Genomic DNA, 23,260 nt, shown 5'->3' with positions numbered 1-23,260 from the left:
GCGTCCCGGGGGAATCCCGTTATATGATATAACTGGTCAGGTCTTTTGTGATCACCGAATCGCAGTAGAGGCAGCGCAGGCCTTTTCCGTCGGGAAGAACCGCAAACCTGCTCCTGATGGGCTCGTTTGTCCGGGTGATGCAGCCGGGGTTCGGGCACCGGACACTCCCCACGATCAGCGTCGGGATCTCGACACCCTTCTTTTCGCAGACCTTGAAATTACGGATAATATTGATAGTCGCCCTGGGGGAGATGAGCGCAATCCGGTCCACCTCCTCTTTCGAGAGTTCCCGGTTGGAGATCTTGACGATGTCCTTTTTTTCCATGTGCCGGCTCGGGACATTGGTCGCAATCGAGAGCGCTTCCGAAGTCGTCCCGACAATCCCGAGGATCTTCACCACGTTGAGCGCTTCGCCGCCATCGATGTGGTCGATCACGGTGCCGTTCCTGATGCGCCGTACAAGGAGCCCCTCCCCTTCGTCCTCGCCGGTCTCTGCGGGTGCGATGTGCTTCATCCCATCACGTCCAGCAGCATGGCCATCCGCACCGGCACACCGTTTTTCGACTGCTCGAAGTAGCGGGCGTGGGGCGAGGCATCAAGCCGGGGGTCGATCTCGTCCACCCTCGGGAGGGGGTGCAGGACGATCAGGTGTTTTTTTGCCCCCGCGAGGAGTTCGGGGGTGATCCGGTAACTGGAAGCGACATTGAAGTACGACGTCGAGTCCGGGAACCGTTCACGCTGGATTCTCGTAACATAGAGAACATCCACGTCGTCGATCACCTCCCCGATATCGGTATGGCCGATGATCTCCATGCCTTTTTCTTCGAGGCCTGCGGCAAGGGAAGGTGGCAGTTCAAGCCCGGAGGGGGAGATGGTGTGGAGACGGACGCCGTACAGGGAGAGGGCAGAGGCAAGAGAGTGGGCTGTCCGGCCGTACCGCAGGTCGCCTACCAGCGCCACGTCGATTCCTTCGATTGGCATCGACTGCCGGATCGTGTACAGGTCGAGGAGTGTCTGGGACGGGTGCTGGCCGGCACCATCCCCGGCGTTTATGACCGGCACTGTTGCAAACTCCGCCGCGAGCCGTGCCGCCCCCTCCTTCGGGTGGCGGATGACAATTGCGTCCGCGTACCCGCTGACCACCCGGATCGTGTCGGCAAGCGTCTCGCCTTTTGCCATCGAGCAGGCCTCGACGCTGCTGACGGAGATGGAGGTGCCGCCGAGGCGCGCCATGGCAGACTCAAAGGACATCCGTGTCCGGGTACTGGGTTCAAAAAAGAGGACGGCAAGGATTTTGCCGTCAAGGGCGTTTGTATCGTATTTTTTCTTCCCGATCTGTTGTGCGTGATCCAGCAGGCGATCGATTGCGCTGCGGTCAAAATCCCCGATGGATATGATGTGATGCGTGGCCACTCCTCCCGCGCGAGTTTGCTTTCAGGATCATATGCACATCCTGACCTAAAGTACCTATCTTCCCGCAAAGGCCTGTCTCCCGTACGGGGGATCGGGAAAAATGTTTTCGACAGGAATGATATTATCCGATTGTTGCCCATTTTATTCAGGAAACTGCGTTTATTTTTAGCAGGGACGTGAGGCATGCAGATACCCGTAGCGCGGCCGGTGATTGGCCCGGATGAAGTGGCGGCTGTGTCGGACGTACTGGCGTCCGGCATGCTGGCACAGGGAGAGAGGGTTGCCGAGTTCGAGCAGAAGTTTGCCGCGTACTGCGGCACCGCCCATGCGGTGGCGACAAACAACGGGACTGCGGCTCTCCATGCAGCGCTGCTCGCCGCAGGTATCGGCCCCGGCGACGAGGTGATCGTGCCGGCATTCTCGTTCATTGCGACGGCGACGGCAGTCTCGATGTGCGGCGCAAAGCCGGTCTTTGCCGATGTGGACGAGCAGACCTTCAACATCCGGCCGGAACAGGTAAAAGAACGCATCACGGCCAAAACCAGAGCGGTCATCGGCGTCCACCTCTTCGGCCAGCCGTTCGATGTCGGACCCGTGCAGGAGATCTGCGAAGCGCATAACCTCCCTCTCGTGGAGGATGCGGCACAGGCCCACGGCGCCCAGTACCATGGCGTGAAGGTGGGGAATCTCGGCCGTTTCGGGTGCTTTTCGTTCTATGCCACAAAGAACATGATTACCGGGGAGGGAGGGATGGTTACGACGAGCGACAAACCATCGGCCGACCGGCTCCGCCTGATCGTCAACCACGGCCAGAGCGAGAAGTACCTCCATACCACGCTCGGCTACAACTACCGTATGACCGATATCGCCGCCGCGATCGGGATCGTCCAGCTCAAAAAACTGGACAAGTTCAACCTGCGCCGGAGGAAAAACGCGGAGTACTACGCGGCAAACCTTTCGGCAAAGGGACTGGTCAAACCCCGGGTCGCCGACGGGGTCCAGCACGTGTACCACCAGTATGTCGTCCGGCTCACGGAGGAGTTCCCCCTCTCCCGGGCGGCGTTTGCAGACTACCTGAAAACAAAGGGCATCGGGTCCGCGGTGCATTACCCCATACCCATCCACCGCCAGCCCCTGTACGCCCCGGTGGCCGAGCCCGATCCCTGCCCGGTGGCGACCCGGCTCGCCGCATCGGTGCTCTCCCTGCCTGTACACCCGTCACTGGATACAAAAGACCTTGCCTATATCTGTGAAACGGTAAATAAGGTGAAATAATATGGATGTCGGGGTGATCGGTGTCGGGACGATGGGGAGAAACCACGTCCGGGTCTATTCCGAACTCAAAAGCGTAGCCCATCTCGGAATATGCGACGTGAATGCACAGGCCGCCGAAGCGATTGGAAAACAGCACGGTGCAACCGTTTATCCAACGGTCGGGGAACTGCTCGCGCACGTGGATGCGGTGAGCGTCTGCGTACCGACCCAGCACCATGCGGCGGTCGTCCGGCAGGTCTTTTTCGCAAAGAAGCACGCGTTTATCGAAAAACCGATCTGCGCAACGGCGGCTGAAGCACGGGAGCTCATGGCGGTCCGCCCCGCCGGGATCACTATCGGCGTCGGCCACATCGAGCGTTTCAACCCGATCATTGCCGAGATCAAGAAGATCGTGACAAAACCCCTGTACGTGGAGCTGAAACGGCACAACCCGGCGTCAGCACGGGTAACCGGGAGCTCCGTGGTCGAGGACCTGATGATCCACGACATCGACATCATCGTCAACGTCTTTTTCCCGGATCCCTGCCACATCCATTCTGTCGGGAATGCCGATCTCTGCAGCGTGCTCATGGAGTGCGGCGGCGTGCCCGTGGCGCTCTCGGCAAGCCGTAAGGCGTCAAAGAAGATCCGGATGATCTACATCGAGGAGGAGGAGTTTACGGTCGAAGGCGATTTCATGAGCCAGGAGGTCACTATCTACCGCAAGCCCGGCCGGTACCAGTTCGAAAACGAGCGCTACGTGCAGGAGAATATCATCGAGAAGGTGATGGTGAACAAGGTCGAACCCTTAAAGGTGGAACTTGCAACCTTTATCGACTGCGCAAAGAAGCACGCGCCCTTCCCGGTCACGCCGGAACAGGCGATCCGCAACCTCGAGGTAAGCGAGCAGATCCGGGCCGGGTTGTCTCTCGGAAACCAGCCATGACGCTCGATGCGCTGATCAAAAGGCGGGGGCCGATCAAAAAGATCGGCGTGATCGGCATGGGGTACGTCGGCATCCCGGCAGCCGCACTCTTTGCGGATTCCCCGGCATTTGAGCACGTGTACGGGTTCCAGCGCGACTCGCCATCATCAGGCTACAAGATCGCGATGCTCAACCGGGGCGAGAGCCCGCTCAAAGGTGAGGAGCCGGGTTTAGATGAGCTCCTGAAAAAAGTGGTAGTGGCAAAAAAATTTGCCTGCACGTCCGATTTTTCAAAAATTGCGGAGATGGACGCCGTGACCCTCTCCATCCAGACACCCTTCAGGAACAAGGACGATCTTATCCCGGATTTCTCGGCCCTGAACGAGGGCATCAGGAGCGCAGGTCGCAACCTCCGGCCCGGGATGCTTGTCGTGCTCGAATCCACCGTCACCCCCGGCACGACCACCGGCCCGGCCCGGGCCATGCTCGAAGAGGAGTCGGGCCTTGTCGCGGGAGTGGACTTCGCGTTTGCCCATGCCCCCGAACGGGTGATGGTGGGCCGGCTGATCAGGAATATCCGGGAGCATGACCGGATCGTGGGCGGCCTCGATCCGGTGAGTACGGCCCGGGCAACCGAACTCTACGCGCCGGTGCTGACGGCCGGGAAGGTGATCCCCATGACCGCGACGGCAGCAGAGGTGACCAAGACTGCCGAGAACACCTTCCGCGACCTCCAGATCGCGGCGGCAAACGAGCTTGCGCTCTACTGCGAGGCGATGGGAGTCAATTTCTACGACGTGAGGGCTGGCGTGGACAGCCTCAAGGGCGAGGGGATCACCCGGGCGATGCTCTGGCCCGGCGCCGGGGTCGGCGGGCACTGTCTCACCAAGGACACTTACCATCTCGAACGCGGCGTGCAGCAGCTGGGAAAAGACCAGCTCGATTATCCCGCGGGGGAGCGCTCCCTCTTTGTCCTTGCCCGCACCATCAACGATTTCATGCCAAGGCACATGTTCCGGCTCACGCGTGAAGGCCTCGCCCGTGCAGGCACGCCGTTAAAAGGGGCGAATATTGCGCTGCTCGGCTGGGCGTTCCTTGCCAATTCGGATGATACAAGGAACACGCCATCGGAGCCGTACCGCGACGACCTGATCGCTGCCGGGGCCACGGTCGCCATCCACGACCCGTTTGTGGAGCCTGCCCCGGGTGTGACCCTGACATCCGGCCTTGACGATACCCTGCGGGGTGCCGATGCCGTGGTCGTCTTTGCCGGCCACCGCCAGTACCGCTCGCTTGACGTCCTTCGGGTGAAAGCGCTGACCGGAAAGGAGCACCCGGTCATTGTGGACGGAAGAAACATCATCGACCCGGATGCCTGGATCGGCGCCGGGTTCATCTATAAGGGGATCGGCCGCGGCGACAAGAACAGCCACCCGATTCACGAATAATTTTTGTCGTTGCGTTTTGCATGACCGTGCACGGGACTGATTGCGCAGTCCGTTTTTGCATCCGGGTAAACCCTGGACAACGGAGCGCCCCTGCGATTGAACTCTTCAGGGTGCAATAAGAAGAGAAGAGTACCAGGGTACCCCTGATTTTTACTGTGGCATTGGTCTGGAACGAGGCACCGTTTTTTTCCGGGTATGGGGTTTGGAGGAGGCCACATTCGAGAGGGTGAGAGATCTTGGCTTTTGTCCCTCGTTCCATAACGCTTATGCCATTCTGCCGGGGATACGGTTGTCATACCGTGGTGTGGGGAGCGGTGAAGGAAGACACCGCTCCTTTTTGATGGGTACCTGGGGAGGTGCAATCCCGCAACCGTCAGGGAGCGGGAGTGTCTGCTTCTGCAGTCTTTCCTGTCGTTGTCTTTCCGGTCCAGGATTTCTCCTGGCCGGATCACCTGTTGGAATGGCCTGCCTATAAGCATGAGGAATATGGAAATAAACCCGTCATTTTTTTCCAGCGTGAGGGTATGAACAAGGGGCTGTAATCCGTGGTTTGGCTAATCCCCTATGCGCGAATCCTGACGGGACTTCCCGGAGTACCAGCTAAGGCATACCTGCCGATAAATCCCGGGATAAATCCGGAATCTATATAGAACAGGGTACTCCATGTTCAGGTAACAATGTATCCGGACCGGGCAACTTTTGGAAAGATTGTAGATGCGGAACCCGACCTGTCTGCCGCGGGACGGGAAACGCTGCTCGTACTCTATGACGGCCCCTTAAAAATCCCCCGGATCCTTTTACGGGTCAATGCACAGGAAAAGCAGGGCAGCGTGGCAAAGAAGGGGCATTCCATATCCGAATCTGCGCTCCGGAAACGCCTTGACGTGTTGATCGGGCGGGGGATTATCGCGAGGGCGGGAAATGAACGCACCAATCCCTACTATTTTATCCGCCGCTTGTGGATTTTCAACCGGTACATCCTCGCGCGGTGCCGGGAGAACCCGGCCGGCGGGCTCCTTGACCTGAAAATCCTCCTTGGCGAGATCTCGCGGCATGCCCCGGAGGGGAAACCCGAGGTTGTCCAGCCCCGCGTCATCTCTGCGATCGGCGAACGCACGGAGCGCAGCCACGAAGTGAAAGCGGCCTACGAAGCCTTCCGCCGGCGTCTCGGGGAGCCGGAAGCGATCGGGGATTATCTCGAAGGGATCTATGCGGATATCTTTGAAGGGAAGGTCCCCTCAAGCGATATCGACGGTTCGCTTGCACGGGATTTTCTCCGGTTTGTTGCCACCGCGTCCCCGGAAGAGCACGAGATCCGGTTCTTCTTCTGGTATGCGCAGTTCTTCCAGACCCTCGACCTGTACGAGGCGTCGGCGGCGACGTTTGAGCGGGGCATTGAACTTACACGGCAGCAGGGTCGTGACCCGGATGCGATCCTTGCCGAGGCCCGGATCTCGCGGGGCAGTATCCTTATGCATCTCAACGATCTTGCCGGTGCAAAGGAAGCGTTCCTTTCTGATGCCCGCAGGAGCGGGGCGGGCCCGTTTGCGCAGGCAAAGAACCTCTTCGGGGCCGGGGAGGTGGAACTTGCCTGCGGTGCGACCGGCCCGGCGCTTGCCCCGGCACGTTTCTCCCGGGCGCTCGAACGCGCGGCAGTAGCAGACCCGGAGCACCGGAACCCGGATGTCGAAGAGATCCGCGGGGATACGTGGAGGAGGAGCGGGACGCTCTACCGCGTTACGGGGCAGTACGACAAGGCCCGGGAATGCTACGAGATGGCGGATACGATCTACCATGACGATATGTTCCGGGGCCGGGTCAGGCTGCTGCCCGAGCAGGCGGAACTGATGCGAGCATATGCGTTTTCATCGTCCGGTGCAGCGGCCGGACCCTACCTTACCCGGGCGGCGGGCCTGTACGAAGAAGCAAAGAGCGCGGCGCAACGTATCCGGAGCATCAGCCGGTTCGCCCACACGCTGATCGGCGAGTGCGAACTTGCCCGGATTGCGAGCCAGAAATTCAGCCGGCCCCTGCCCAGGGATCTCGATGCGAAATACAGCAACGCCTTTGAGATCTACTGCCAGATCTCCTCGAAGTGGGGCATGGCGCAGTGTTTTATCTCCGAATCCCTGCTCTATCCTTCCGTCGCCGATGAATTCCCGGATAAGTACGCGGATACGGCAGACAAGCTGGGGCAGGCCGAGGCCTACTGCCGGGAACTGGGGCTTGCGACCGAACTCGCTTTGATCCGGCGGATCAAGGCGCAGGCTGACCCGGCGACAGAACTCAACCCCCTCACGTTTTTGTGATCGCCTTCCCAGATGAGCAGTCCCTGTTTTTACAAAACAATCGTTGTTGGACGGTTCCGGGATGAGGAGAAAGAGGGGGGCGGATGGTCTTCCGGTTGTGGCAGCATAGCAAATGGTGGCACAAAGACCCCCCCTCCTCTATGCGAAATACGCGGCGAGCGGACCGGTGCATACGGTGACTGCCACAAGAAGCAGGATACATGCCAGGTGAACGGGGAGGGGGATCTTTATCTTCGTAGGTTCTGGTCCTTCTAGGATTTTGTGAGTGTTGTATGCAGTCATGGTTTGTTCCTCGCTTGCGGTTTTTCCGCTGATCCTCTGCTTGACGCGGACGCGATATAAAGCGCAGGAAATTGGAAAATTTTGGGCGGGAATTTTCTCACAATTGTGGAGTCCGGGCCGGTACTATATATGGCGCTCCTTTCGTGTCCCCCGCGCTTTCCCGGGGGCAGGAATCTCTCATGTTGGGGGGGCACTCGTGGACCCGGTCCGGCCGGAACGCGGATACTTTTTCCGGCCCGAAAAATAAATTCCGGATTTTTTTGCGGCCAAAAAATTTCAACGGCCCGGACGATCCGGATTTTTTTCTTAAAAATCCGGAACTGCCGGAAAATTCACGACGGAGCAAAATACTGTCAGTTAGTTGTACACCCGGTATCCGGGTAATTACCCGGAAACCGGGTGGTTAATTCACACCTCTTTTTCGGGCAAAAAATATTTTTCCGGATTTTTTCCGGCCCATCCCTATTTTCCTAGAGCGTTTCCAGCACGGTCTTAACCAGCGTGCTGGTGGCCGGGTCGGAACCAAACCGGAACGCCATCTCCCCTTTTTCCGTGATCCGGTAGAACTTCTCCTTCCGGTTCCCGTCCGTACTTGCCGCCTCTGCAAGACCGGCATCCTCAAGCGCGGTCATGAACCAGGAAAACGTTGACTGGGTGAGTTCGTCTGCTGCCTTCCTCCCTTTCTTACAGGTCGCGGCCGGTGAATCTTTTCGTGTCCGCGCCATCACGTAGAGCGGCCAGAGCTGCTGGTAGAGGTACTGCCGCGATACGGGAGCAGGAGTAGTCGATCTCTTCTCATTTTTACCGTATTTTACCAGCAGTGCGAGGATTGTCTGGTAGTTGGGGTTTGCAAGCATTGCCCGGGCCGGCAGGTACGGGAGCGGAACAGATCGCAGGATTTTTTCATCGAATGCCGATCGGATCTCGCCGTTCACCCACGGGGCAAGGGCAAGGAGCGCCATGCAGAGCGGTTTTGACCCGCCCGACAGATCGAAGGTGTACCGTGCGCCGGGATGTTTCCGGTGAATTCCGGTGAGCGCGTCGCAGACGGCCGGGTATGCAGGAGCGGAGATGACCTCGTTTGAGAACGGTATGCCGATGGATGTGGAGGTATTCTTTGCAGCGGAGATCGCGTTTCTTATGGCAAAGCGCATTTTTTCAATTTCGGGATCCGCGTGTTTGAGATAGATGGTGCTGTCGGAAAAGACGTACGTCCGGGTGATGCCGGGATAATCCCGGAATGATGCGGTATAGGTGGCGGCGATATCGTCACCGGCGGTGATGATGTGGACGTGTTCCTGCGATGGCATTAATCTGATTCTGGGGGCGGGGGTTAAATGGTTGTAGGTTGGAAGGGACGTGCCCGGAGTTTAAAAATCCCGGTATGCGGTCTTCCGATATTCCACTTCAAGGACGTGGATGATCAGAACATCGTCATGGATCGAAAGGAACGCCCGGACGCCCCTCCGGATCCTGACCGAATATATCGGATGCCGGGGATTTGAAGCCTTTATTTTTTTGATATGGCTATAAGGGTCTTCGCAGATTGCATGAATTTTACGGATGACCTGCCGGGCGAGTTCCTGTGGAAGTTTGCTGAGGTCACGGTCTGCCCGCGGGGTATATTTGATCTGGTATGGGCTCATTTAACCCCATACTTTTTCATAATCTCTTTTTCAGGGATCAGGTTGCCTTTACGGACATCTTCGAGGGATTCTTCAAGCCCTGTAAGTGTCTCTTCGCTCAAGGGCTCCTCATCGACTGCGAGCGTGAGCAGGCGCTCGATGACATCGTTGTACGATTCCTTGGGATGGCGTTTCAGGGTGTTGAGCTGGGTTTTGAGGTCTTCCCGGATGTAAATTGAAGTTGCAGCCTGCATAGTAACACTACTATGCACCTATAGGTATTATAACTGATTGTGGGAGCGCGAGGTCTTGAAGCTCACGGTATGCCGACACGTAACGGGAGACGAGGAATAGGAAGAACTCATTTTATGAATATTTAAAAGGGGGATATGTTGTGAAGACTCCCCGCCTCAGGCCCCCTCACGGGGCACGGCGGGGCAAGTGAGCGTCCGGGTACTCTTCCTGATCCGCCGCGGGGGCGCCCCGTCGGGGGCGGCGGCAGTCATCGCAAAAATCCCTGAAAAGATTGCTCTATTCCGTGGGGCGATTGTATTTTGGGAGGCGCTGATATCATTTCACCCGTAACGCGGAATATATAAGAATCTTATATTCGAAGTTGTGAGTGCATATGCCAGATATGACACTTGTTAAAGTCTCATCAAAGGGACTCATCACCCTTCCAAAGAAGATCCGGACAGATCTCGGTATCCATGACGGGGATTACCTGACCATTTCTTCAGATAAGGACAGGATCATCTTCCGGAAAGCAAAGATTGAGATCGATTACGAGAACCCGGACGATGTCTGGAAGAATAACGCGAAGAACAGGTTAGCGCATGACTGATCCGGCACAGGGCGCCGTTGTCATTGTGGATTTTTCCTATTCTAACGAAATTGGATTTTTATTAAGCTATATTAGTGGATAATAAAGTTGATTATCCAGGAAACAATTGGAATAGCCAATGAAACGATTAAATTAATTCTTATGTTTGTTGGCCAATCTGGTAATGAAATTACCCGATTAAAATCAAATTGTATTTTTTGCAGTCGTCCAGTATCGCATTCATAGGTTGAAGGCACATAGGATTCCAATTTAGAGCCTATTTTATTTAGGCAGTCGTATTTTGCGTGTTGATATTTTTCAATCACCATTAGCATTGGCATTACATACAGCCATAACATCAAAATGATGATTACGCCAAGCAGCACTAATCCAACTGGATCAGCTAAAAAGGCAGCATAATTAATTTCGAGAAATTTAATGTTAACAAGTCCGAATATCCAAACAACGGCAATTAGAGATATGATCGAAATTTGGAAAATGATGAGGTTGCATAAGTTAATAATTGAATCAAAACCCCCCGTTTTCTTATATATGTTAATTTTTGCAGGGATTTTTTCAAAAACTCGAAACACTATCGATGAAGTACTCAATAGTAAAAACGTAATATTTCCCAAAATAAAACAAACAACTAACCAAAATAGTAGATAGCAAATTGCCATCATATAACTAAAATTAGTTAGGCCTAAAAACAAATTTTTATGAAAAACAAGTACAAGAAGCGAGTAGAAAAAGAGATAACCTACTGCTAATATGATTCCATAAGCTGTGGCGTGATGTATTTTTTTATTTGAGAAAGGAATAGGCCAAAAATCGTAAATTGAATCTTTTATGATCCAACTTTCAAACAAACGTCCAAAACGGCTTTTTTTGTATTCCTCACTTAAATTTAGTGGTAATTCGGAAACATTTAGTGTTTTATGGAATTGTTCATTGAAACTATTGAATAAATATACTAGAATCCCAAAAAGAAGGAATAGCACGATAAATGGGACATCCCTGAATATTGCGTAAGATCCCATTTGATAATACTGAATTATGAGAAACGGTAGAAGTGGTAAAAGTAGGAGAATACATAAATCAAATAATTTGTTCTTAAATGGAAAAAATTCCTTCTTAAACCACCAAGATAAAAAACGTTCAAAAATTGGAATTGTATCTTTTAATTCTTCATTTTCGGATAGATATTTAAGGTGTTTTTGTTCTCTTTCATCATATATTGGGTCTGTGGTTTCTCTCAAAAAAACTGCAAGTAAGAATGTATTGCTACAGTGCAGACACTTAACTTCAATTTCATCTCTTTTTTTAACTAAAACACCTCTCCTTTCAAGAGATGAAAATACTTTATCTGAGTAAATTGACCCGTAGGTGTTTCTACTATCACCTATTGGTGGATATGGAAAAATTATTCCCTCTTTTTCAATCCCGACGGTATTGGGGAAATTACAGTATGGACAATGTATGGTTTCTACAATTTTTTCATTGGTCATGAGAATTAATTTAAAATAAGGTTTTCAATTATTTGGTTTTTGGTATACAATCGTGACAATTCAACTTATAATAGTGCATCAAAATTGCAAGAGTAATAAACCGCCTATTTCACTTCCTCGCTATCGTGATATACCCCGAATGACTGATACTCGTCGAGGGCCTTGTCCCCCTCTTTGACCGGGTCATCTCCCGCTCAATCAGCTCGTGGGTGTGGACTTCGGGGAACCGCTCCTGTGCCGCGTCCACTACAATTGCCATCTGTTCTAAAAACGGCGTGTAGCAGGCAAGGTAGCCCCCGGCCCGGAGGTGGTCGTAGGCGAAGGCCACATGCTCCGCTGCAATCTGCAGATCGAGATGGATCACATCATATGTGCCTTCAGCGGCGAGAATATCTGCGGCAACCGCTTCCACGTTGTCGAGCTTTGCCTCTTTAATGTTCTTTGCCGCAAGCGCGGAGAAATCCGGCCTGACCTCGTAGGTCGTCACGTGCGCCGCGATCCCGCCAAAATAGATTGCCGCGATCCCGCTCCCGGTCCCCGCATCGAGCACTTCGTCGTTCCGGTTCATGCCGGTATAGGCGATCACAAGGCCGATGTCCTTGGGGAGCATCGGGGCGCCGGAGCGCTTGCCGTGCACGAAAAAATCCGTGGGCCGGGGAATGCGGAGCACGAACTGCGCCCCGGTGTGCGTGGTGAACACGTCCCCTGCCGATGCCCCGACCAGCGGCGCAAGATCGAGCTGGCCCTTGTCGGTCGAAAGTTTCCCGGGGCCTGCACGGATAAAAAATTCCCTTCCCTCACCGACTAAAAGGACGCGGTCGCCGGCTTCGATCATGGTGAGGAGAGTTTCACGATCGCTTCGGCGATATCGCCTTTTGTCGCGACCAGCGCTTCCTTTGCCTTCTCGGCTGGCACCTGCGCCTGTTCGGCGACCATCGCGATATCCGCTGCGGGGATCTCGATAGCCGCCTCTTCAAAGGTCGGCTTACCGGTGATCTGGTAGGTCGTGACCCCCTGCATGGTCATCTCCGTCACTTCCGACGGGCCAAACACCCAGTTGCCTTTCGGCGTTTTTATGACAATACTCTGGACGTCTTCAATCGGCTCGACCTGCATGCCGAGCTTCTTCATCATCGCCTTCATCTGGCGCGGATTGATGTTTCCCGGAAGCATTCTTCTCACTCCCCTGCCGTACTCTTACCGCTGCACCATAATTAAATGCAAGCATCTCCGCGCCCGAAAGGAGCGCAGCGCCGCAGGCAATGAGCCGATCGCCGCCCGTGACCACCAGCACGTCGTCCCCCGCGCGGATCTGCGGGTCAGCTGCGACCACGTGCTTTGCAAACGCGTTCTTTCCCTGCGCCACAAATTCCGCGACATCGTCCCGGATAACCGCCCGGTAGCCGGGCGCAGGGAGGATCGCATGGAGCCGGCGGGCCCCTTCCATCCCGAGCGTGAGCCTGCCGTCCGATGCCCGGATCGTTGCGAGCCTGACCCCTCCATAGAGGATCTGGCGGATACGTCCCGTCGTCGAAAGCAGAAACTCGCAGCCTTCGGGAAAGAGCCCGGTACCTGCAAGGTTTCCGAACTGGTAATCAGCGATCGCCTGCACCCTGCGCAGCGAACTGTTCTCCGAGTATCCTGTTGACACGGTTGACAAACTCCTGTTCAGCGGACTTGGGGATAAACGCTCCGGCCGCGATCTTGTGCCCGCCGCCCCCGCCGCCGTACTCTGCTGAGGCATCGCTGATCGCTTTCTGAAGGTCGATGCCCTTTTCGATAACCCTCTCCGTTGTGCGCATCGAGACCTTGGTGAGGTTCTTGTCCTCGGGTACTTCGCACATGATCAGGATGGGTTTTTTGCTGTTGAGTTTCGAAAGCGCCATGCCCGCCCCGATCCCCACGATGGTGTCCGGGAATCTCCCTCCCACGTGGAGGTACTGGACGTTCTCCAGTTCCGTGACTCCCGTCTCGATGATATACTGGAGCAGGTTCCTGATGATCGCCCGGTGGTTGTTGAGCATATGCTCGGCCTCCCGGTACGCGGTACCCCGGTCTCCTTTGAGGATCGCGCTTCCGACCACAGGTCTGGTCCACCGGCCGCAGGCATTGAGGAGCGTCGCATATTCCTGCGCATTCCGCAGGGGGGTCCTCGGGATCTCGTCCGGGAACCGGTAGCTCTCGGCAAAAAGCCGGTCGACGCTCTCGCCGTTTGCGATCAGCTGTTCGGCAAGGGCTGACGTGATCGTGCGCCGGTCCTCATCGGAGAGTTCCTCCCAGACGTACCAGCGCCCGTCCGGGGTCTGCTGGACAATGCCCAGTTTCTTCAAAAACTGCCGTGCCCCTTCGGGATTGTTGCTGATCCCCCTGATGAACGGGTCGTCGTTGTAGGCCAGCGAGAGGTGGACCGGCCGGGTCGCAGTGCCGTAACAGTTGAGGTCTTTCTTGCAGACGTTCACCGACCGGTGCCTGACACCGTCCTCAACTATCACGTCTCGGGCCGGGCCGACAAGGCCGCAGGTCTCCCGCGCCATCATGTCCCCGACATTCCCGATCACCGCAAGCTTCGCAAGATCGATGTTTGCCTCGTCCATCTGCTTTGCGATCAGGTAGGCGACGCCGGCAGCGCTCATTTTCGTGTACCCGTACGGGAGGCAGTTCACCTGAAGATATGGGACCTCACAGGGCTGGCTGACGTGGTGGTCGACGATCAGCACATCTTTTTCGGCAAGACCCCGCTCTTTTAAAAGGTTCTGCTGGCCGGCGCCAAGGTCGGTGAAGATCTTAAAGGAAGCATCGGATGGCACCTGGGGCATGGTCAGCGGTTCGAGCTGACGGACAAAAACGGAGCGGACACAAATCCCGTACCGGGCAATCGCCTGCGAGAGGATCGCTTCTGAGGAGATGCCGTCAGCATCGATATGGGAGATGATGGTTATCTCGCGGGCATCCGTGATCTGCCCGGCGGCCGCCTTCACATCATCAGGGAAACCCATTACCTATTATTTATGGAGTCAATACAGATGAAGTGTGCATATGCCCGACCTGACAGCCTGTGCAGAAGAGTTCCTCGAGGACGGGATCATCACTCATGAGCGGATGCGTGCGGTGGATGCAAACGCGCAGGCGCTCGGGGTGACCGGCCTCCAGCTGATGGAGAGCGCGGGAAAAGCCCTTGCGGCATCCGTGCTCGCACTTCGCCCGAAGACTGTGCTTGTCCTCTGCGGCCGGGGCAACAACGGCGGGGACGGGATGGTGGCGGCCCGGTACCTCCAGCGCGGCGTGGACACCGCGGTCTGTTATCTCGATTCCGGTACGCGCACTCCTTCCTGTGCCCACCAGCTTGCGGCGCTCAAAAGCTGCCGGGTGACCCTCCACCCCTTTGTGTCCACCGATGATCTCCGCGCCATCTCATCCCTGTTCGGGAAGGCTGATGTAATCGTTGATGCCCTTCTCGGGACCGGCGCCACCGGGACGCCAAAAGAGCCTCTTGCTACCTGCATGGCGATGGCAAACGCATCACGGGCAAAGATCATCGCGGCGGATGTCCCCTCGCCCGGCATGCGGGCCGACCGGATCTGCGCTTTCCACCGGCCCAAGGCAGAAGGGTCACAAGTCGTGGATATCGGTATTCCCATCGAGGCCGAGTGCTGCACCGGGCCGGGAGACCTGACGCTTATCCCGGTGCGAACGAGGACAAGCCACAAGGGGGCGGGGGGCGAGGTGCTTGTGATTGGCGGCGGGCCGTATCAGGGGGCACCCTACCTGGCCGGGCTCGGGGCGCTCCGGGCCGGGGCCGATATCGTCAGGATTGCATCGCCGGTCTTTGAACCGGTGCCCGACCTGATCTACGAGCGCCTCACCGGTGACCGGATTAGCGGGGAACACATGGAACGGCTCATCGGGCTCGCGGAGCGGGCGGACGTGGTTGTCTGCGGGAACGGCCTCGGGACGGAGAGCCACGAGGTTGTGCTTTCGGTTGCCCCGCACTGCAAAAAGGCGGTCTTCGATGCCGACGCCCTCCGGCTCCCGCTCCCGAAAGCCGGCGGCGAGACCGTGTATACCCCCCATGCCGGGGAATTTGCCCGTATTGCCGGCGCCCGGCTTCCTGGTGATGCAGGGGACGTATGCGGGCGGGCGCGGGCGGCACAGGCTGCGGTGGCAACGCTGGGTGGCACCCTGCTCCTCAAAGGGGCCGTGGACATCATTACAGATAGCCACCGGGTCAGGTTCAACCGGACCGGTGATCCGGCGATGAGCGTGGGCGGGACCGGGGACGTGCTGGCAGGGGCGTGCGGCGCCCTCCTCTGCCACCTGCCTGCGTTCGAAGCAGCCTGTATCGCCGCGTACGCAATCGGGAGAGCAGGGGAGCGGGTGGCAGAAGAGCGGGGCGAGGGGATGCTCGCATCAGACCTGGTTGACCGGATCCCCAAAGAATTGTTCAGGAGACAGAAGTAATGGTCGAGTTTACCCATATTTCCGATGGCAGGGCACAGATGGTGGATATCAGCGCGAAGTCGGACGTCGTGCGCGAAGCGGTGGCACAAGGGCGGATCTACCTGCGGCCGGCAACCCTTGCGGCGATCCGGGAGGGTACCGTGGTCAAGGGAAACGTGCTTGCCACCGCCCGGGTGGCAGCCATCCTCGCGATAAAGGAGACGCCCCGTATCATCCCGATGTGTCATGCGATTCTGCTCGGTGCTATCACCGTGGATTTTGCGGAGGGCGATGGCTTTATTGAAGCGGTGGTCAGGATAAAATCCACCGGTAAGACAGGGGTGGAGATGGAAGCGCTGACGGGCGTCTCGGTCGCGCTCCTTACCATCTGGGACATGGTCAAGTCCGCGGAAAAAGATACGAACGGCCAGTACCCCGTCACCCGGATCGAGGGGATAAGGGTTGTGGAAAAACGTAAAGGGACAACACCGGCTGCCGCGTGATGGTATCGTACTTCCCGGCTATTGTCCGTGTTTGCCCGTGGAGCGCCACGTACTTTAATATCCCCCCGGATCCATTTTATAAGAATGCGGGATTCGTCCCGTTCAAAAGGAATGTAGCCCGTCACGGGCCGAACCTTGAGGTGTTATAACACATGGTAAAATCGATGTATGCGTATGTCAGGGACGCATGGGCAAGACCTGACAAGTCAGAAGTAAAAGCCCTGCTCTGGGACCGGATGCAGGGGTGGCGCCGCGAGGGCAGCGTTACCCGTCTCGAGCACCCGACCCGTATCGACCGCGCCCGCTCTCTCGGATACAAGGCGAAGCAGGGCATCGCGGTTGTCCGCGTCCAGGTACGCCGTGGCGGCCGCCGTGCATCCCGGTATGTCCGGGCCCGCCGGTCCGCACGCATGGGCAAGAACAAGATTACGCCGGGCAAAAGCATCCAGCGGATTGCCGAGGAGCGTGCATCCCGCCGGTACCCGAACATGGAAGTGCTCAACTCGTACTGGGTCGGCCAGGACGGGAAGCTGAAGTATTACGAGGTTATTCTCGTTGACGGCCACCACCCCTCGATCCGGGCAGACAAGAACCTTGCATGGCTCGCAAACCCCGCCCACCGCGGACGGGCAGAACGTGGCAAGACCTCTGCCGGACGAAAAGGACGCGGTATGAGGACCCGGGGAAGGGGCACCGAGAAGACCCGCCCGAGCATCCGCTCCCATGCCAACCAGGGCAAATAATCTTATCCTTTTTTCCCGTAATGGTATCTCATGAAGATCACCGACGCCTGTGTTTATCCGTATCCTCGCGGTGATTCATCGGTCCGCAGGTTTGCGCTCGAGGCGCGCTCGTATGGCTATGACAGCATTGTCGCGGCGGACACGCCGGCTGCCGAGGTCTGCGGTATCACCGTAATCCCCGGAATCTTCCTTGACGGCATCCCGGCAAAAGACGTCCAGAGCCGGGCGAAAAAAAGCAGGGGTACCGGGGCGGTAGTGGCCGTGCAGATGGGAGACAACGGGTTCAACCGTGCCATTGCCGGAACAACCGGCGTCCATATCCTGCGGGGTATCCATGCCGCCGACAAGCGTTCGTTCGATCATGTGGCAGCGAAGATCGCAGCGGACAACAACACCGCCCTCGACATTGATCTGTCCGTCTTAATCTTCGGGCGCGGGCGCCTCCGGCAGAAAGCGATCCACCGCTATTTCGACCTCATGATCCTGTACCGCAGGTTTGAATTCCCGCTCACCATCTCCTCCTCGGCACGGTCGGTTCTCGGCATGCGGGCGGTGCGGGAAGTCACCGGGCTCTGCTCGCTTTTCGGTATGGATGAGACCGATGTGCAGGCGGCGCTTGCCGGGGTCGGCAGGGTGACCGATCCGGGCGAGAGCATCGTGAAGGTGATTTCATGAGCATCCGCCCGCCTACGCTCAGGGAAAAACGAAGGTATCTGCTCGCCCGTATCGACCCGGCTGGAACATTGGTCGAGCCAAAAGATCTCTATTACGCCGTATACGAGGCGGTAGTCTCACTCTTCGGGGATGTAGCGGCCGCTGCCATGCAGCCCTCGGTACTCGCGGTGGAGAAGGGATATGCACTCCTGCGCTGCCGCAGGGGAGCCGAACGCGAGTTTGCCATCGCCCTCTCGACGCTCTTTGCCTGCCGGGACTCTACCGTCGCCATCCGGGTGCTTGCCGTCTCGGGGACACTCGAGAGCCTGCGGGAGCGGATCGCAACGATCATGCCGCAGGATGCCGCGGCCCCCGGGCAGGAGAGCGGGCCGGTGCAGGAAGGAACCCCCGGCACCTGCGGTTACCGTTTTGACTCTTTGCCGGTAGATGCTGTCGCATGGAACGGTCCCAAGGTTGATGCGATAGAAAAGGGATTTAAAAATACACGCCGATTGTTCTTAACAACAGAAGATCTGGAGATTATCCATGCAACCACAATACCAGATGGGCTATGACCGGGCGATCACCGTTTTTTCGCCTGACGGCAGGCTGTACCAGGTGGAGTATGCCCGGGAAGCAGTAAAGCGCGGCACCACGGCAGTTGGAATCAAGGCACAGGGCGGGGTCGTGCTTATCGTCGACAAGCGCGTCAGTTCCAAGCTGCTTGAAGCATCGTCGATCGAGAAGATCTTCAAGATCGACGAGCATATCGGCGTCGCGTCCTCCGGCCTTGTCGGCGATGCACGGGCGCTCGTTGACCGGGCGCGGATCGAATGCCAGATCAACCGGGTCTCCTACGATGAGCGGATCGAGGTCGAGGCGCTGGCAAAGAAGCTTTGCGACCACATGCAGACTCTCACCCAGTACGGCGGCATTCGCCCGTACGGTACTGCGCTTTTGATCGCAGGGGTCAGCGATGGCGAATGCCGGCTCTTTGAGACCGACCCGTCCGGTACACTCCTTGAATACAAGGCAACCGGCATCGGTATCGGCAGGCCGGCAGCAATGAAGATATTTGAAGAGGAATACACGGCAAGCCTCACGATCAAGGATGCAATCCTCCTCGGCCTCAAGGCCCTGCACTCGGCGACCGAAGGCAAATTCGATGTCGATACAGTGGAGATCGGCATCGTTGAGTGCAGCAATGCGGTGTTCAAGAAGATGACAAAAGAAGAAGTCGCATCGTACGTCGAACAGTTCAAACAGTGATCGGTATGATCTCTCTTGAGAACGCGGTGGTAGCCCGGCTGGAAAGCTTCGGGGAACGGTTCGAGATCCTCGTCGAGCCCCACCTTGCCGCCCGCGTACGGCAGGGCGAGAACATCAACATCGAGGATGTCGTCGCTGCCCTTAATGTATTCGGGAATGCTTCACGGGGGACGCGGGCATCAGACGAGTCGCTGGAAAAGGTCTTCCACACCACGGATTTTGCAACAGTGGCAAAGAAGATCATCGAAAAAGGCGAGATCCACCTGACTGCCGACCAGCGCAGGGAGATGATCGAGGAGAAGCGCCGGCAGGTGATCACGTTTATCGCGCGAAATTCCATCAATCCCCAGTCCGGTCACCCTCACCCGCCGGCCCGGATCGAGAGGGCGATGGAAGAGGCCCGGGTCAATATCGATCCGTTCAAGCACCTTGACGAACTGGTCAAGGAAACGGTCAAGGCGCTGCGCCCGATCCTACCCATCCGGTTCGAGGAACTCCGGCTGGCCATACGGATCCCGGCCGATAACGCCGCCCGCGCATACGGTGACATTGCGGCGGCAAGCACAATGGAGAAAGACGAGTGGCAGAAAGATGGTTCATGGGTCTGCGTCGTGCGGATTCCGGCCGGCATCCAGGGCGAGTTCTACGATCTGATAAACAAGATCAGCAAAGGCGAGGGACAGGTAAAGATCCTCAATCAAGTATATTAATTGCGAGGACAAATATAGAAAGTCAATTCGGTGGATACTTATCATGGCAAGCTCGGAAAAATCAGCAAAAGGAAAAGTAACCGGTAGTGCAGGGCGTTTTGGCTGCAGGTATGGACGGTTCGTGCGCAAGCGAGTCGCAGAGATGGAAAAGATCTCAAGGGCTGATCACCGCTGCCCCAAGTGCGATACGCAGTCGGTGCAGAGGAGAGGTACCGGTATCTGGGAGTGCCGGAAGTGCGGGTACAAGTTTGCCGGCGGCGCATACCAGCCCGAGACCCCGGCCCTCCGTGTTGCCCTCCGTGCCATCGACCGCACCAGTGCTGTCGAAGAAAATACCCGGTAACTCAGAGATTACACCATGGCAAGTACCTATAAGTGCGCACGGTGCAAGCAGAAAGTGGAGATCGACGTCAATGTACGGTGTCCCTACTGCGGTCACCGCATCCTGTTTAAGGAACGCGGCGCAGCAATAAAAGAGCTGAAAGCCAGGTAACGTATCTGTGCCGGTATCCCCGGCAGATTCCTTTTTAATCCTTGTTTTTCCCATATACCTTACGAGGTTTTCCCGTGTCGAGGCATGAAGCCCTGTTCCGTTTCACAACCGATCATGCCGACCAGATCTACCGGTCGCTCCTCCCGGAGCTGCAGGATGAAGTGAATCCCCGGTCCGTAACACAGTGCTGGGTCGAGGGAACCGGTATGCTGGTGATGCTTGTTGAGGCGCAGGACATCGCGGCGCTGCGTGCGGCGCTCAACATGTTCCTGCGGCTGGTTATGGTGGCGGACGAGATGCAGCAGATTACCTGAAAACAACTCCGTCAAGCATCCCAGCTGCATCTTCTGGCGTGGCTTTTCGCGCTGCCGCCGGAGAGCCGGTACGGAATCATTTTTATCACTTGCAAATGAAACTTGATACGGAAGACACGATCATGCAGAACATTTCCCCTAAAGTCCAGAACCAGTTTGCGATGCTCCAGCAGGTACAGCAGCAGCTCCAGACGGTACTTTCGCAGAAGACCCAGTACGAGATGGCAGTGCGTGAGGCCAAGCGTGCCGAGGAAGAGATCAAGGATGCGTCTGACGATACCCCGATGTTTATGAGTATTGGTACCGTTATGGTGCAGAAGAAGAAGGAGTATGTGAGCCAGAAACTCACCGATAAGGTGGAGACCCTTGAACTCAGGATCAAGTCCCTTGAAAAACAGGAGACGATGCTGCAGGGTAAATTCGAGCAGCTCCAGGCCCAGATCAAGGCCGCGCTCGAGGGCAAAAGCGCCCCGAATGCCGCATAACTTTTTCTTGCAGTTTTATCCGGCAGTCATTCGTCCCAGTGTCCCTGTCCCGGTCGTGCTTCAGATCTCATAAATCCTGTCCGGAGAAAAAGGGTAGTCTAAGAGGGATTTTTTGCCCCGGAGAAATCATCCAATCCTTCATTGTGATGCTCTTTGGGCGCGCATGCATGCCCCCGCCGCTGTGGCATCCCCCCAGTGCGATAATACTGTATTACCAGTTCCGGTGTTATCGCAATGCATCCCGCTCACCTCGGGGGACGAGTAGCTTGAAGAGGGAGGAGCATATTACGAAAAAGGGTTTCTCCAGACCAGCAGGGTTAATTCCTGCTGGTCAGGTTGATCGCATTTACCAGTGCATCGACCGAGGCGAGCACGATGTCGTCGCCGCTCCCGCTCGCATCGTAGATACGTCCGTGCTCGTCCTCGACGGCAATCGTGACGTGGCACATTGCGTCCGAGCCCCCGCTGATCGCCTCGATGTTGAACTCGGTCAGCTGGATCCGGGCCGGGATGATTCCCACGATCGCCTTGAGCGCCGCGTCCACGGGGCCGTTTCCTACGCTTGAGAAGACATGCTCGGTGCCGTTGACCTGCGCCCGAACGCTGGCCGTCGGGATCACATGGTTACCGGTCATGATTGCGATATCGTCAAGCTGGAGTACTTTTTTACCGATTTCGATGCCAATGACGCTCTCGGCGATCTCGTAGAGGTCGGCGTCGGTCACCCTCTTTCCCTTGCTTGCGATTGCCTTGACCCTTTCTACAACAGCGTCGAGCTGCGCATCGCCGGGTTCGATGTGGGCATCGGCGAGCATCTGGCGCACGGCATGCCTGCCCACGTGTTTGCCGAGCGTGAGCCGGCGCCGGTGCCCGACCATCTCGGGGGTCATGATCCCGGGCTCGAATGTCTCGGAGCACTTGAGCACACCCTGCGTGTGGATGCCGCTCTCGTGCGAGAAGACATTCTCCCCGACCACCGGCTGGGTGGGAGGGATGCAGATTCCCGAGAACCGGGAGACAAGGCGGGACGTTTCAACGAGACGCTCTTTTTTGATCCCGGTATGGATGCCGTAGATGGACTCCATGATCATCACGGTCTGGGCGAGATCGGCGTTCCCGGCCCGCTCCCCGAGGCCGTTGACGGTTACCTGCACCTGCGAGGCTCCCGCTTCCACGGCGGCGATCGTGTTTGCGACCGCGAGGCCGAAGTCGTTGTGGCAGTGGACATCGAGCGGGCAGTCGACCTCGCGGGCGAGCCGGCCCATCAGGGTCTTCATACCCGACGGGGAGATGACCCCCACGGTATCCGGGATGTTGATGATCGTTGCCCCGGCCTGTGCCGCGGTACGGCAGACTTCGACAAGATAATCGTGATCTGTCCGCGTCGCATCCATGGGAGAGAACATACATGTGTCCACATGTCCGCGGGCGTACCGGATAATCTCGCCGGTGATTTTGAGAACCTCCTCCCGGCTCTTGTTGATGGTGTTCTCCCGCTGGATATCCGATGTCGGGATGAACACATGGATCATGTCGACATCGCAGTCGATGCAGGCATCGACATCGGCTTTTACCGACCGGGCGAGTCCGCAGACGTTCGCATCAAGTCCGAGCTTTTTGATGGCGGAAACAGTCTCTTTCTCGGCGGCCGATGACGCAGGGAATCCTGCCTCGATCGTATGGACACCGATAGCCGAGAGCTGACGGGCAATCTCGATTTTTTGTTCAAATGTGAAGGCAATCCCCGGGGTTTGTTCCCCGTCACGGAGTGTCGTATCAAAAACGGTCACGTCTTCATGCGCACGGCTATCCGTGAAGAAGACGATCCCCCGCAAAATCCTTGCGAGCCATACTACATCATATGCCCGCCGATTATTTAAAGAAACCCTGTACGATCCCGATTTTCACCATTTCCTCCACCTGTAACCGGGGCAATCGTACGATATGTTTAATAGGAAACTATCCCTACATTATTAGGCAGTGCCCCGCCTTAACTCAGCCTGGTAGAGTGCGCGGCTGTAGTATGGTTTGCCGGTTCCGGCAACTGCGCGGCTACCGCGATGTC

General features: G+C 56.8%; 27 protein-coding genes. 16 read left to right on the top strand and 11 right to left on the bottom strand.

Translation table 11 applies throughout. The annotated features are described in order from the left end of the window. Positions 1-19: 19 nt before the first annotated feature. Positions 20-514 carry an aspartate carbamoyltransferase regulatory subunit gene (pyrI, locus tag ACLQMU_RS04635; RefSeq protein ID WP_422148967.1) on the bottom strand — a complete coding sequence of 165 codons (495 nt, stop codon included), beginning with the start codon at positions 512-514 and terminating at the stop codon, positions 20-22. Next, on the bottom strand, positions 511-1,413 hold the full coding sequence (pyrB, locus tag ACLQMU_RS04630; protein ID WP_422148968.1) for an aspartate carbamoyltransferase: 903 nt from the start codon (positions 1,411-1,413) through the stop codon (positions 511-513). Before pyrB ends, pyrI begins: the two co-directional genes overlap by 4 nt. A gap of 183 nt (positions 1,414-1,596) precedes the next feature. Between pyrB and ACLQMU_RS04625 the strand changes: the two genes are divergently transcribed. The 4 genes from ACLQMU_RS04625 to ACLQMU_RS04610 all read left to right on the top strand — a co-directional run bounded on the left by ACLQMU_RS04625 (position 1,597) and on the right by ACLQMU_RS04610 (position 7,349). Continuing rightward, the gene (locus ACLQMU_RS04625; RefSeq protein ID WP_422148969.1) at positions 1,597-2,688 is read left to right on the top strand and encodes a DegT/DnrJ/EryC1/StrS family aminotransferase; all 1,092 of its coding nucleotides are present in this window, start codon (positions 1,597-1,599) and stop codon (positions 2,686-2,688) included. A 1-nt stretch (position 2,689) separates the two neighbouring features. Further along, positions 2,690-3,613, top strand: a complete 924-nt coding sequence (locus ACLQMU_RS04620) for a Gfo/Idh/MocA family oxidoreductase (RefSeq protein WP_443673575.1) — start codon at positions 2,690-2,692, stop codon at positions 3,611-3,613. Beyond that, complete coding sequence (locus tag ACLQMU_RS04615; RefSeq protein ID WP_422148971.1) at positions 3,610-5,040, top strand: nucleotide sugar dehydrogenase; 1,431 nt, start codon at positions 3,610-3,612, stop codon at positions 5,038-5,040. Before ACLQMU_RS04620 ends, ACLQMU_RS04615 begins: the two co-directional genes overlap by 4 nt. A 677-nt stretch (positions 5,041-5,717) precedes the next feature. After that, positions 5,718-7,349, top strand: a complete 1,632-nt coding sequence (locus ACLQMU_RS04610) for a hypothetical protein (RefSeq protein ID WP_422148972.1) — start codon at positions 5,718-5,720, stop codon at positions 7,347-7,349. A 752-nt stretch (positions 7,350-8,101) separates the two neighbouring features. On the opposite strand, the gene ACLQMU_RS04605 is transcribed toward ACLQMU_RS04610, so the two are convergent. The 3 genes from ACLQMU_RS04605 to ACLQMU_RS04595 are packed head-to-tail and all read right to left on the bottom strand — an operon-like array spanning position 8,102 to position 9,510. Next, entirely contained in the window at positions 8,102-8,941 is an 840-nt protein-coding gene (locus tag ACLQMU_RS04605; protein WP_422148973.1) for a hypothetical protein, read from the bottom strand. Between the two features lie 60 nt (positions 8,942-9,001). Then, entirely contained in the window at positions 9,002-9,277 is a 276-nt protein-coding gene (locus tag ACLQMU_RS04600) for a type II toxin-antitoxin system RelE family toxin (RefSeq protein ID WP_422148974.1), read from the bottom strand. Continuing rightward, complete coding sequence (locus ACLQMU_RS04595; RefSeq protein WP_422148975.1) at positions 9,274-9,510, bottom strand: DUF7557 family protein; 237 nt, start codon at positions 9,508-9,510, stop codon at positions 9,274-9,276. The genes ACLQMU_RS04600 and ACLQMU_RS04595 overlap by 4 nt, the downstream gene beginning before the upstream one ends. Before the next feature lie 383 nt (positions 9,511-9,893). Between ACLQMU_RS04595 and ACLQMU_RS04590 the strand changes: the two genes are divergently transcribed. Beyond that, positions 9,894-10,100: an AbrB/MazE/SpoVT family DNA-binding domain-containing protein gene (locus ACLQMU_RS04590; RefSeq protein ID WP_422148976.1), complete on the top strand. Its 207-nt coding sequence runs from the start codon at positions 9,894-9,896 to the stop codon at positions 10,098-10,100. Positions 10,101-10,171: 71 nt separating this feature from the next. On the opposite strand, the gene ACLQMU_RS04585 is transcribed toward ACLQMU_RS04590, so the two are convergent. From ACLQMU_RS04585 to ACLQMU_RS04565, 5 genes are all read right to left on the bottom strand, one after another. Continuing rightward, on the bottom strand, positions 10,172-11,587 hold the full coding sequence (locus tag ACLQMU_RS04585) for a hypothetical protein (RefSeq protein ID WP_422148977.1): 1,416 nt from the start codon (positions 11,585-11,587) through the stop codon (positions 10,172-10,174). Positions 11,588-11,696: 109 nt separating this feature from the next. Then, positions 11,697-12,422, bottom strand: a complete 726-nt coding sequence (locus ACLQMU_RS04580; RefSeq protein WP_422148978.1) for an rRNA adenine N-6-methyltransferase family protein — start codon at positions 12,420-12,422, stop codon at positions 11,697-11,699. Continuing rightward, positions 12,419-12,760, bottom strand: coding sequence for a nascent polypeptide-associated complex protein (locus ACLQMU_RS04575; RefSeq protein WP_422148979.1), 342 nt, complete (start codon positions 12,758-12,760; stop codon positions 12,419-12,421). The genes ACLQMU_RS04580 and ACLQMU_RS04575 overlap by 4 nt, the downstream gene beginning before the upstream one ends. Then, the gene (locus tag ACLQMU_RS04570) at positions 12,684-13,238 is read right to left on the bottom strand and encodes a PUA domain-containing protein (RefSeq protein WP_443673574.1); all 555 of its coding nucleotides are present in this window, start codon (positions 13,236-13,238) and stop codon (positions 12,684-12,686) included. Before ACLQMU_RS04570 ends, ACLQMU_RS04575 begins: the two co-directional genes overlap by 77 nt. Then, positions 13,183-14,583 (bottom strand): DHHA1 domain-containing protein, encoded by a 1,401-nt coding sequence (locus tag ACLQMU_RS04565; RefSeq protein WP_443673573.1) that lies wholly within the window; start codon positions 14,581-14,583, stop codon positions 13,183-13,185. Before ACLQMU_RS04565 ends, ACLQMU_RS04570 begins: the two co-directional genes overlap by 56 nt. 40 nt (positions 14,584-14,623) lie before the next feature. Between ACLQMU_RS04565 and ACLQMU_RS04560 the strand changes: the two genes are divergently transcribed. The 11 genes from ACLQMU_RS04560 to ACLQMU_RS04510 all read left to right on the top strand — a co-directional run bounded on the left by ACLQMU_RS04560 (position 14,624) and on the right by ACLQMU_RS04510 (position 21,195). After that, a complete protein-coding gene (locus ACLQMU_RS04560) occupies positions 14,624-16,045 on the top strand; it encodes an NAD(P)H-hydrate dehydratase (RefSeq protein ID WP_422148875.1) in 1,422 nt (473 codons plus the stop codon). Continuing rightward, a complete protein-coding gene (moaC, locus tag ACLQMU_RS04555; protein WP_422148876.1) occupies positions 16,045-16,527 on the top strand; it encodes a cyclic pyranopterin monophosphate synthase MoaC in 483 nt (160 codons plus the stop codon). The genes ACLQMU_RS04560 and moaC overlap by 1 nt, the downstream gene beginning before the upstream one ends. Positions 16,528-16,679: 152 nt before the next feature. Beyond that, the gene (locus ACLQMU_RS04550; protein ID WP_422148877.1) at positions 16,680-17,270 is read left to right on the top strand and encodes a 50S ribosomal protein L15e; all 591 of its coding nucleotides are present in this window, start codon (positions 16,680-16,682) and stop codon (positions 17,268-17,270) included. A gap of 30 nt (positions 17,271-17,300) precedes the next feature. Further along, positions 17,301-17,945 carry an RNase P subunit p30 family protein gene (locus tag ACLQMU_RS04545; protein ID WP_424040575.1) on the top strand — a complete coding sequence of 215 codons (645 nt, stop codon included), beginning with the start codon at positions 17,301-17,303 and terminating at the stop codon, positions 17,943-17,945. Next, positions 17,942-18,499, top strand: coding sequence for an Rpp14/Pop5 family protein (locus ACLQMU_RS04540; RefSeq protein ID WP_424040573.1), 558 nt, complete (start codon positions 17,942-17,944; stop codon positions 18,497-18,499). Before ACLQMU_RS04545 ends, ACLQMU_RS04540 begins: the two co-directional genes overlap by 4 nt. Beyond that, positions 18,471-19,193, top strand: a complete 723-nt coding sequence (psmA, locus tag ACLQMU_RS04535) for an archaeal proteasome endopeptidase complex subunit alpha (RefSeq protein ID WP_422148880.1) — start codon at positions 18,471-18,473, stop codon at positions 19,191-19,193. The genes ACLQMU_RS04540 and psmA overlap by 29 nt, the downstream gene beginning before the upstream one ends. Positions 19,194-19,198: 5 nt before the next feature. Then, on the top strand, positions 19,199-19,903 hold the full coding sequence (locus ACLQMU_RS04530) for a ribosome assembly factor SBDS (protein WP_422148881.1): 705 nt from the start codon (positions 19,199-19,201) through the stop codon (positions 19,901-19,903). Between the two features lie 43 nt (positions 19,904-19,946). Continuing rightward, a complete protein-coding gene (locus ACLQMU_RS04525; protein WP_422148882.1) occupies positions 19,947-20,246 on the top strand; it encodes a 50S ribosomal protein L37ae in 300 nt (99 codons plus the stop codon). 15 nt (positions 20,247-20,261) lie between these two features. Then, positions 20,262-20,396, top strand: coding sequence for a DNA-directed RNA polymerase subunit P (locus ACLQMU_RS04520; protein WP_012107386.1), 135 nt, complete (start codon positions 20,262-20,264; stop codon positions 20,394-20,396). A gap of 74 nt (positions 20,397-20,470) precedes the next feature. Next, positions 20,471-20,710 (top strand): KEOPS complex subunit Pcc1, encoded by a 240-nt coding sequence (locus ACLQMU_RS04515; protein ID WP_422148883.1) that lies wholly within the window; start codon positions 20,471-20,473, stop codon positions 20,708-20,710. Positions 20,711-20,832: 122 nt separating this feature from the next. Beyond that, positions 20,833-21,195 (top strand): prefoldin subunit beta, encoded by a 363-nt coding sequence (locus tag ACLQMU_RS04510; RefSeq protein ID WP_422148890.1) that lies wholly within the window; start codon positions 20,833-20,835, stop codon positions 21,193-21,195. A gap of 317 nt (positions 21,196-21,512) precedes the next feature. Here ACLQMU_RS04510 and ACLQMU_RS04505 read toward each other — a convergent pair whose 3' ends face one another. Continuing rightward, complete coding sequence (locus ACLQMU_RS04505) at positions 21,513-23,030, bottom strand: 2-isopropylmalate synthase (protein ID WP_422148884.1); 1,518 nt, start codon at positions 23,028-23,030, stop codon at positions 21,513-21,515. Between the last annotated feature and the right edge of the window lie 230 nt (positions 23,031-23,260).

It is taken from the genome of Methanoregula sp., assembly GCF_052325125.1.
In the GTDB taxonomy this organism is placed as follows: domain Archaea; phylum Halobacteriota; class Methanomicrobia; order Methanomicrobiales; family Methanospirillaceae; genus Methanoregula.
Note: the sequence above shows the minus strand (reverse complement) of the source record. Positions and strands in the feature narration are given on the sequence as shown.

Bases quoted from the DNA above. Each gene is read 5' to 3' on its own strand.
- pyrI (WP_422148967.1), bottom strand. From the start codon at position 514: ATGAAGCACATCGCACCCGCAGAGACCGGCGAGGACGAAGGGGAGGGG.
- ACLQMU_RS04625 (WP_422148969.1), top strand. From the start codon at position 1,597: ATGCAGATACCCGTAGCGCGGCCGGTGATTGGCCCGGATGAAGTGGCG.
- ACLQMU_RS04620 (WP_443673575.1), top strand. From the start codon at position 2,690: ATGGATGTCGGGGTGATCGGTGTCGGGACGATGGGGAGAAACCACGTC.
- ACLQMU_RS04615 (WP_422148971.1), top strand. From the start codon at position 3,610: ATGACGCTCGATGCGCTGATCAAAAGGCGGGGGCCGATCAAAAAGATC.
- ACLQMU_RS04610 (WP_422148972.1), top strand. From the start codon at position 5,718: ATGTATCCGGACCGGGCAACTTTTGGAAAGATTGTAGATGCGGAACCC.
- ACLQMU_RS04605 (WP_422148973.1), bottom strand. From the start codon at position 8,941: ATGCCATCGCAGGAACACGTCCACATCATCACCGCCGGTGACGATATC.
- ACLQMU_RS04600 (WP_422148974.1), bottom strand. From the start codon at position 9,277: ATGAGCCCATACCAGATCAAATATACCCCGCGGGCAGACCGTGACCTC.
- ACLQMU_RS04595 (WP_422148975.1), bottom strand. From the start codon at position 9,510: ATGCAGGCTGCAACTTCAATTTACATCCGGGAAGACCTCAAAACCCAG.
- ACLQMU_RS04590 (WP_422148976.1), top strand. From the start codon at position 9,894: ATGACACTTGTTAAAGTCTCATCAAAGGGACTCATCACCCTTCCAAAG.
- ACLQMU_RS04585 (WP_422148977.1), bottom strand. From the start codon at position 11,587: ATGACCAATGAAAAAATTGTAGAAACCATACATTGTCCATACTGTAAT.
- ACLQMU_RS04580 (WP_422148978.1), bottom strand. From the start codon at position 12,422: ATGATCGAAGCCGGCGACCGCGTCCTTTTAGTCGGTGAGGGAAGGGAA.
- ACLQMU_RS04575 (WP_422148979.1), bottom strand. From the start codon at position 12,760: ATGCTTCCGGGAAACATCAATCCGCGCCAGATGAAGGCGATGATGAAG.
- ACLQMU_RS04565 (WP_443673573.1), bottom strand. From the start codon at position 14,583: ATGGGTTTCCCTGATGATGTGAAGGCGGCCGCCGGGCAGATCACGGAT.
- ACLQMU_RS04560 (WP_422148875.1), top strand. From the start codon at position 14,624: ATGCCCGACCTGACAGCCTGTGCAGAAGAGTTCCTCGAGGACGGGATC.
- moaC (WP_422148876.1), top strand. From the start codon at position 16,045: ATGGTCGAGTTTACCCATATTTCCGATGGCAGGGCACAGATGGTGGAT.
- ACLQMU_RS04550 (WP_422148877.1), top strand. From the start codon at position 16,680: ATGGTAAAATCGATGTATGCGTATGTCAGGGACGCATGGGCAAGACCT.
- ACLQMU_RS04545 (WP_424040575.1), top strand. From the start codon at position 17,301: ATGAAGATCACCGACGCCTGTGTTTATCCGTATCCTCGCGGTGATTCA.
- ACLQMU_RS04540 (WP_424040573.1), top strand. From the start codon at position 17,942: ATGAGCATCCGCCCGCCTACGCTCAGGGAAAAACGAAGGTATCTGCTC.
- psmA (WP_422148880.1), top strand. From the start codon at position 18,471: ATGCAACCACAATACCAGATGGGCTATGACCGGGCGATCACCGTTTTT.
- ACLQMU_RS04530 (WP_422148881.1), top strand. From the start codon at position 19,199: ATGATCTCTCTTGAGAACGCGGTGGTAGCCCGGCTGGAAAGCTTCGGG.
- ACLQMU_RS04525 (WP_422148882.1), top strand. From the start codon at position 19,947: ATGGCAAGCTCGGAAAAATCAGCAAAAGGAAAAGTAACCGGTAGTGCA.
- ACLQMU_RS04520 (WP_012107386.1), top strand. From the start codon at position 20,262: ATGGCAAGTACCTATAAGTGCGCACGGTGCAAGCAGAAAGTGGAGATC.
- ACLQMU_RS04510 (WP_422148890.1), top strand. From the start codon at position 20,833: ATGCAGAACATTTCCCCTAAAGTCCAGAACCAGTTTGCGATGCTCCAG.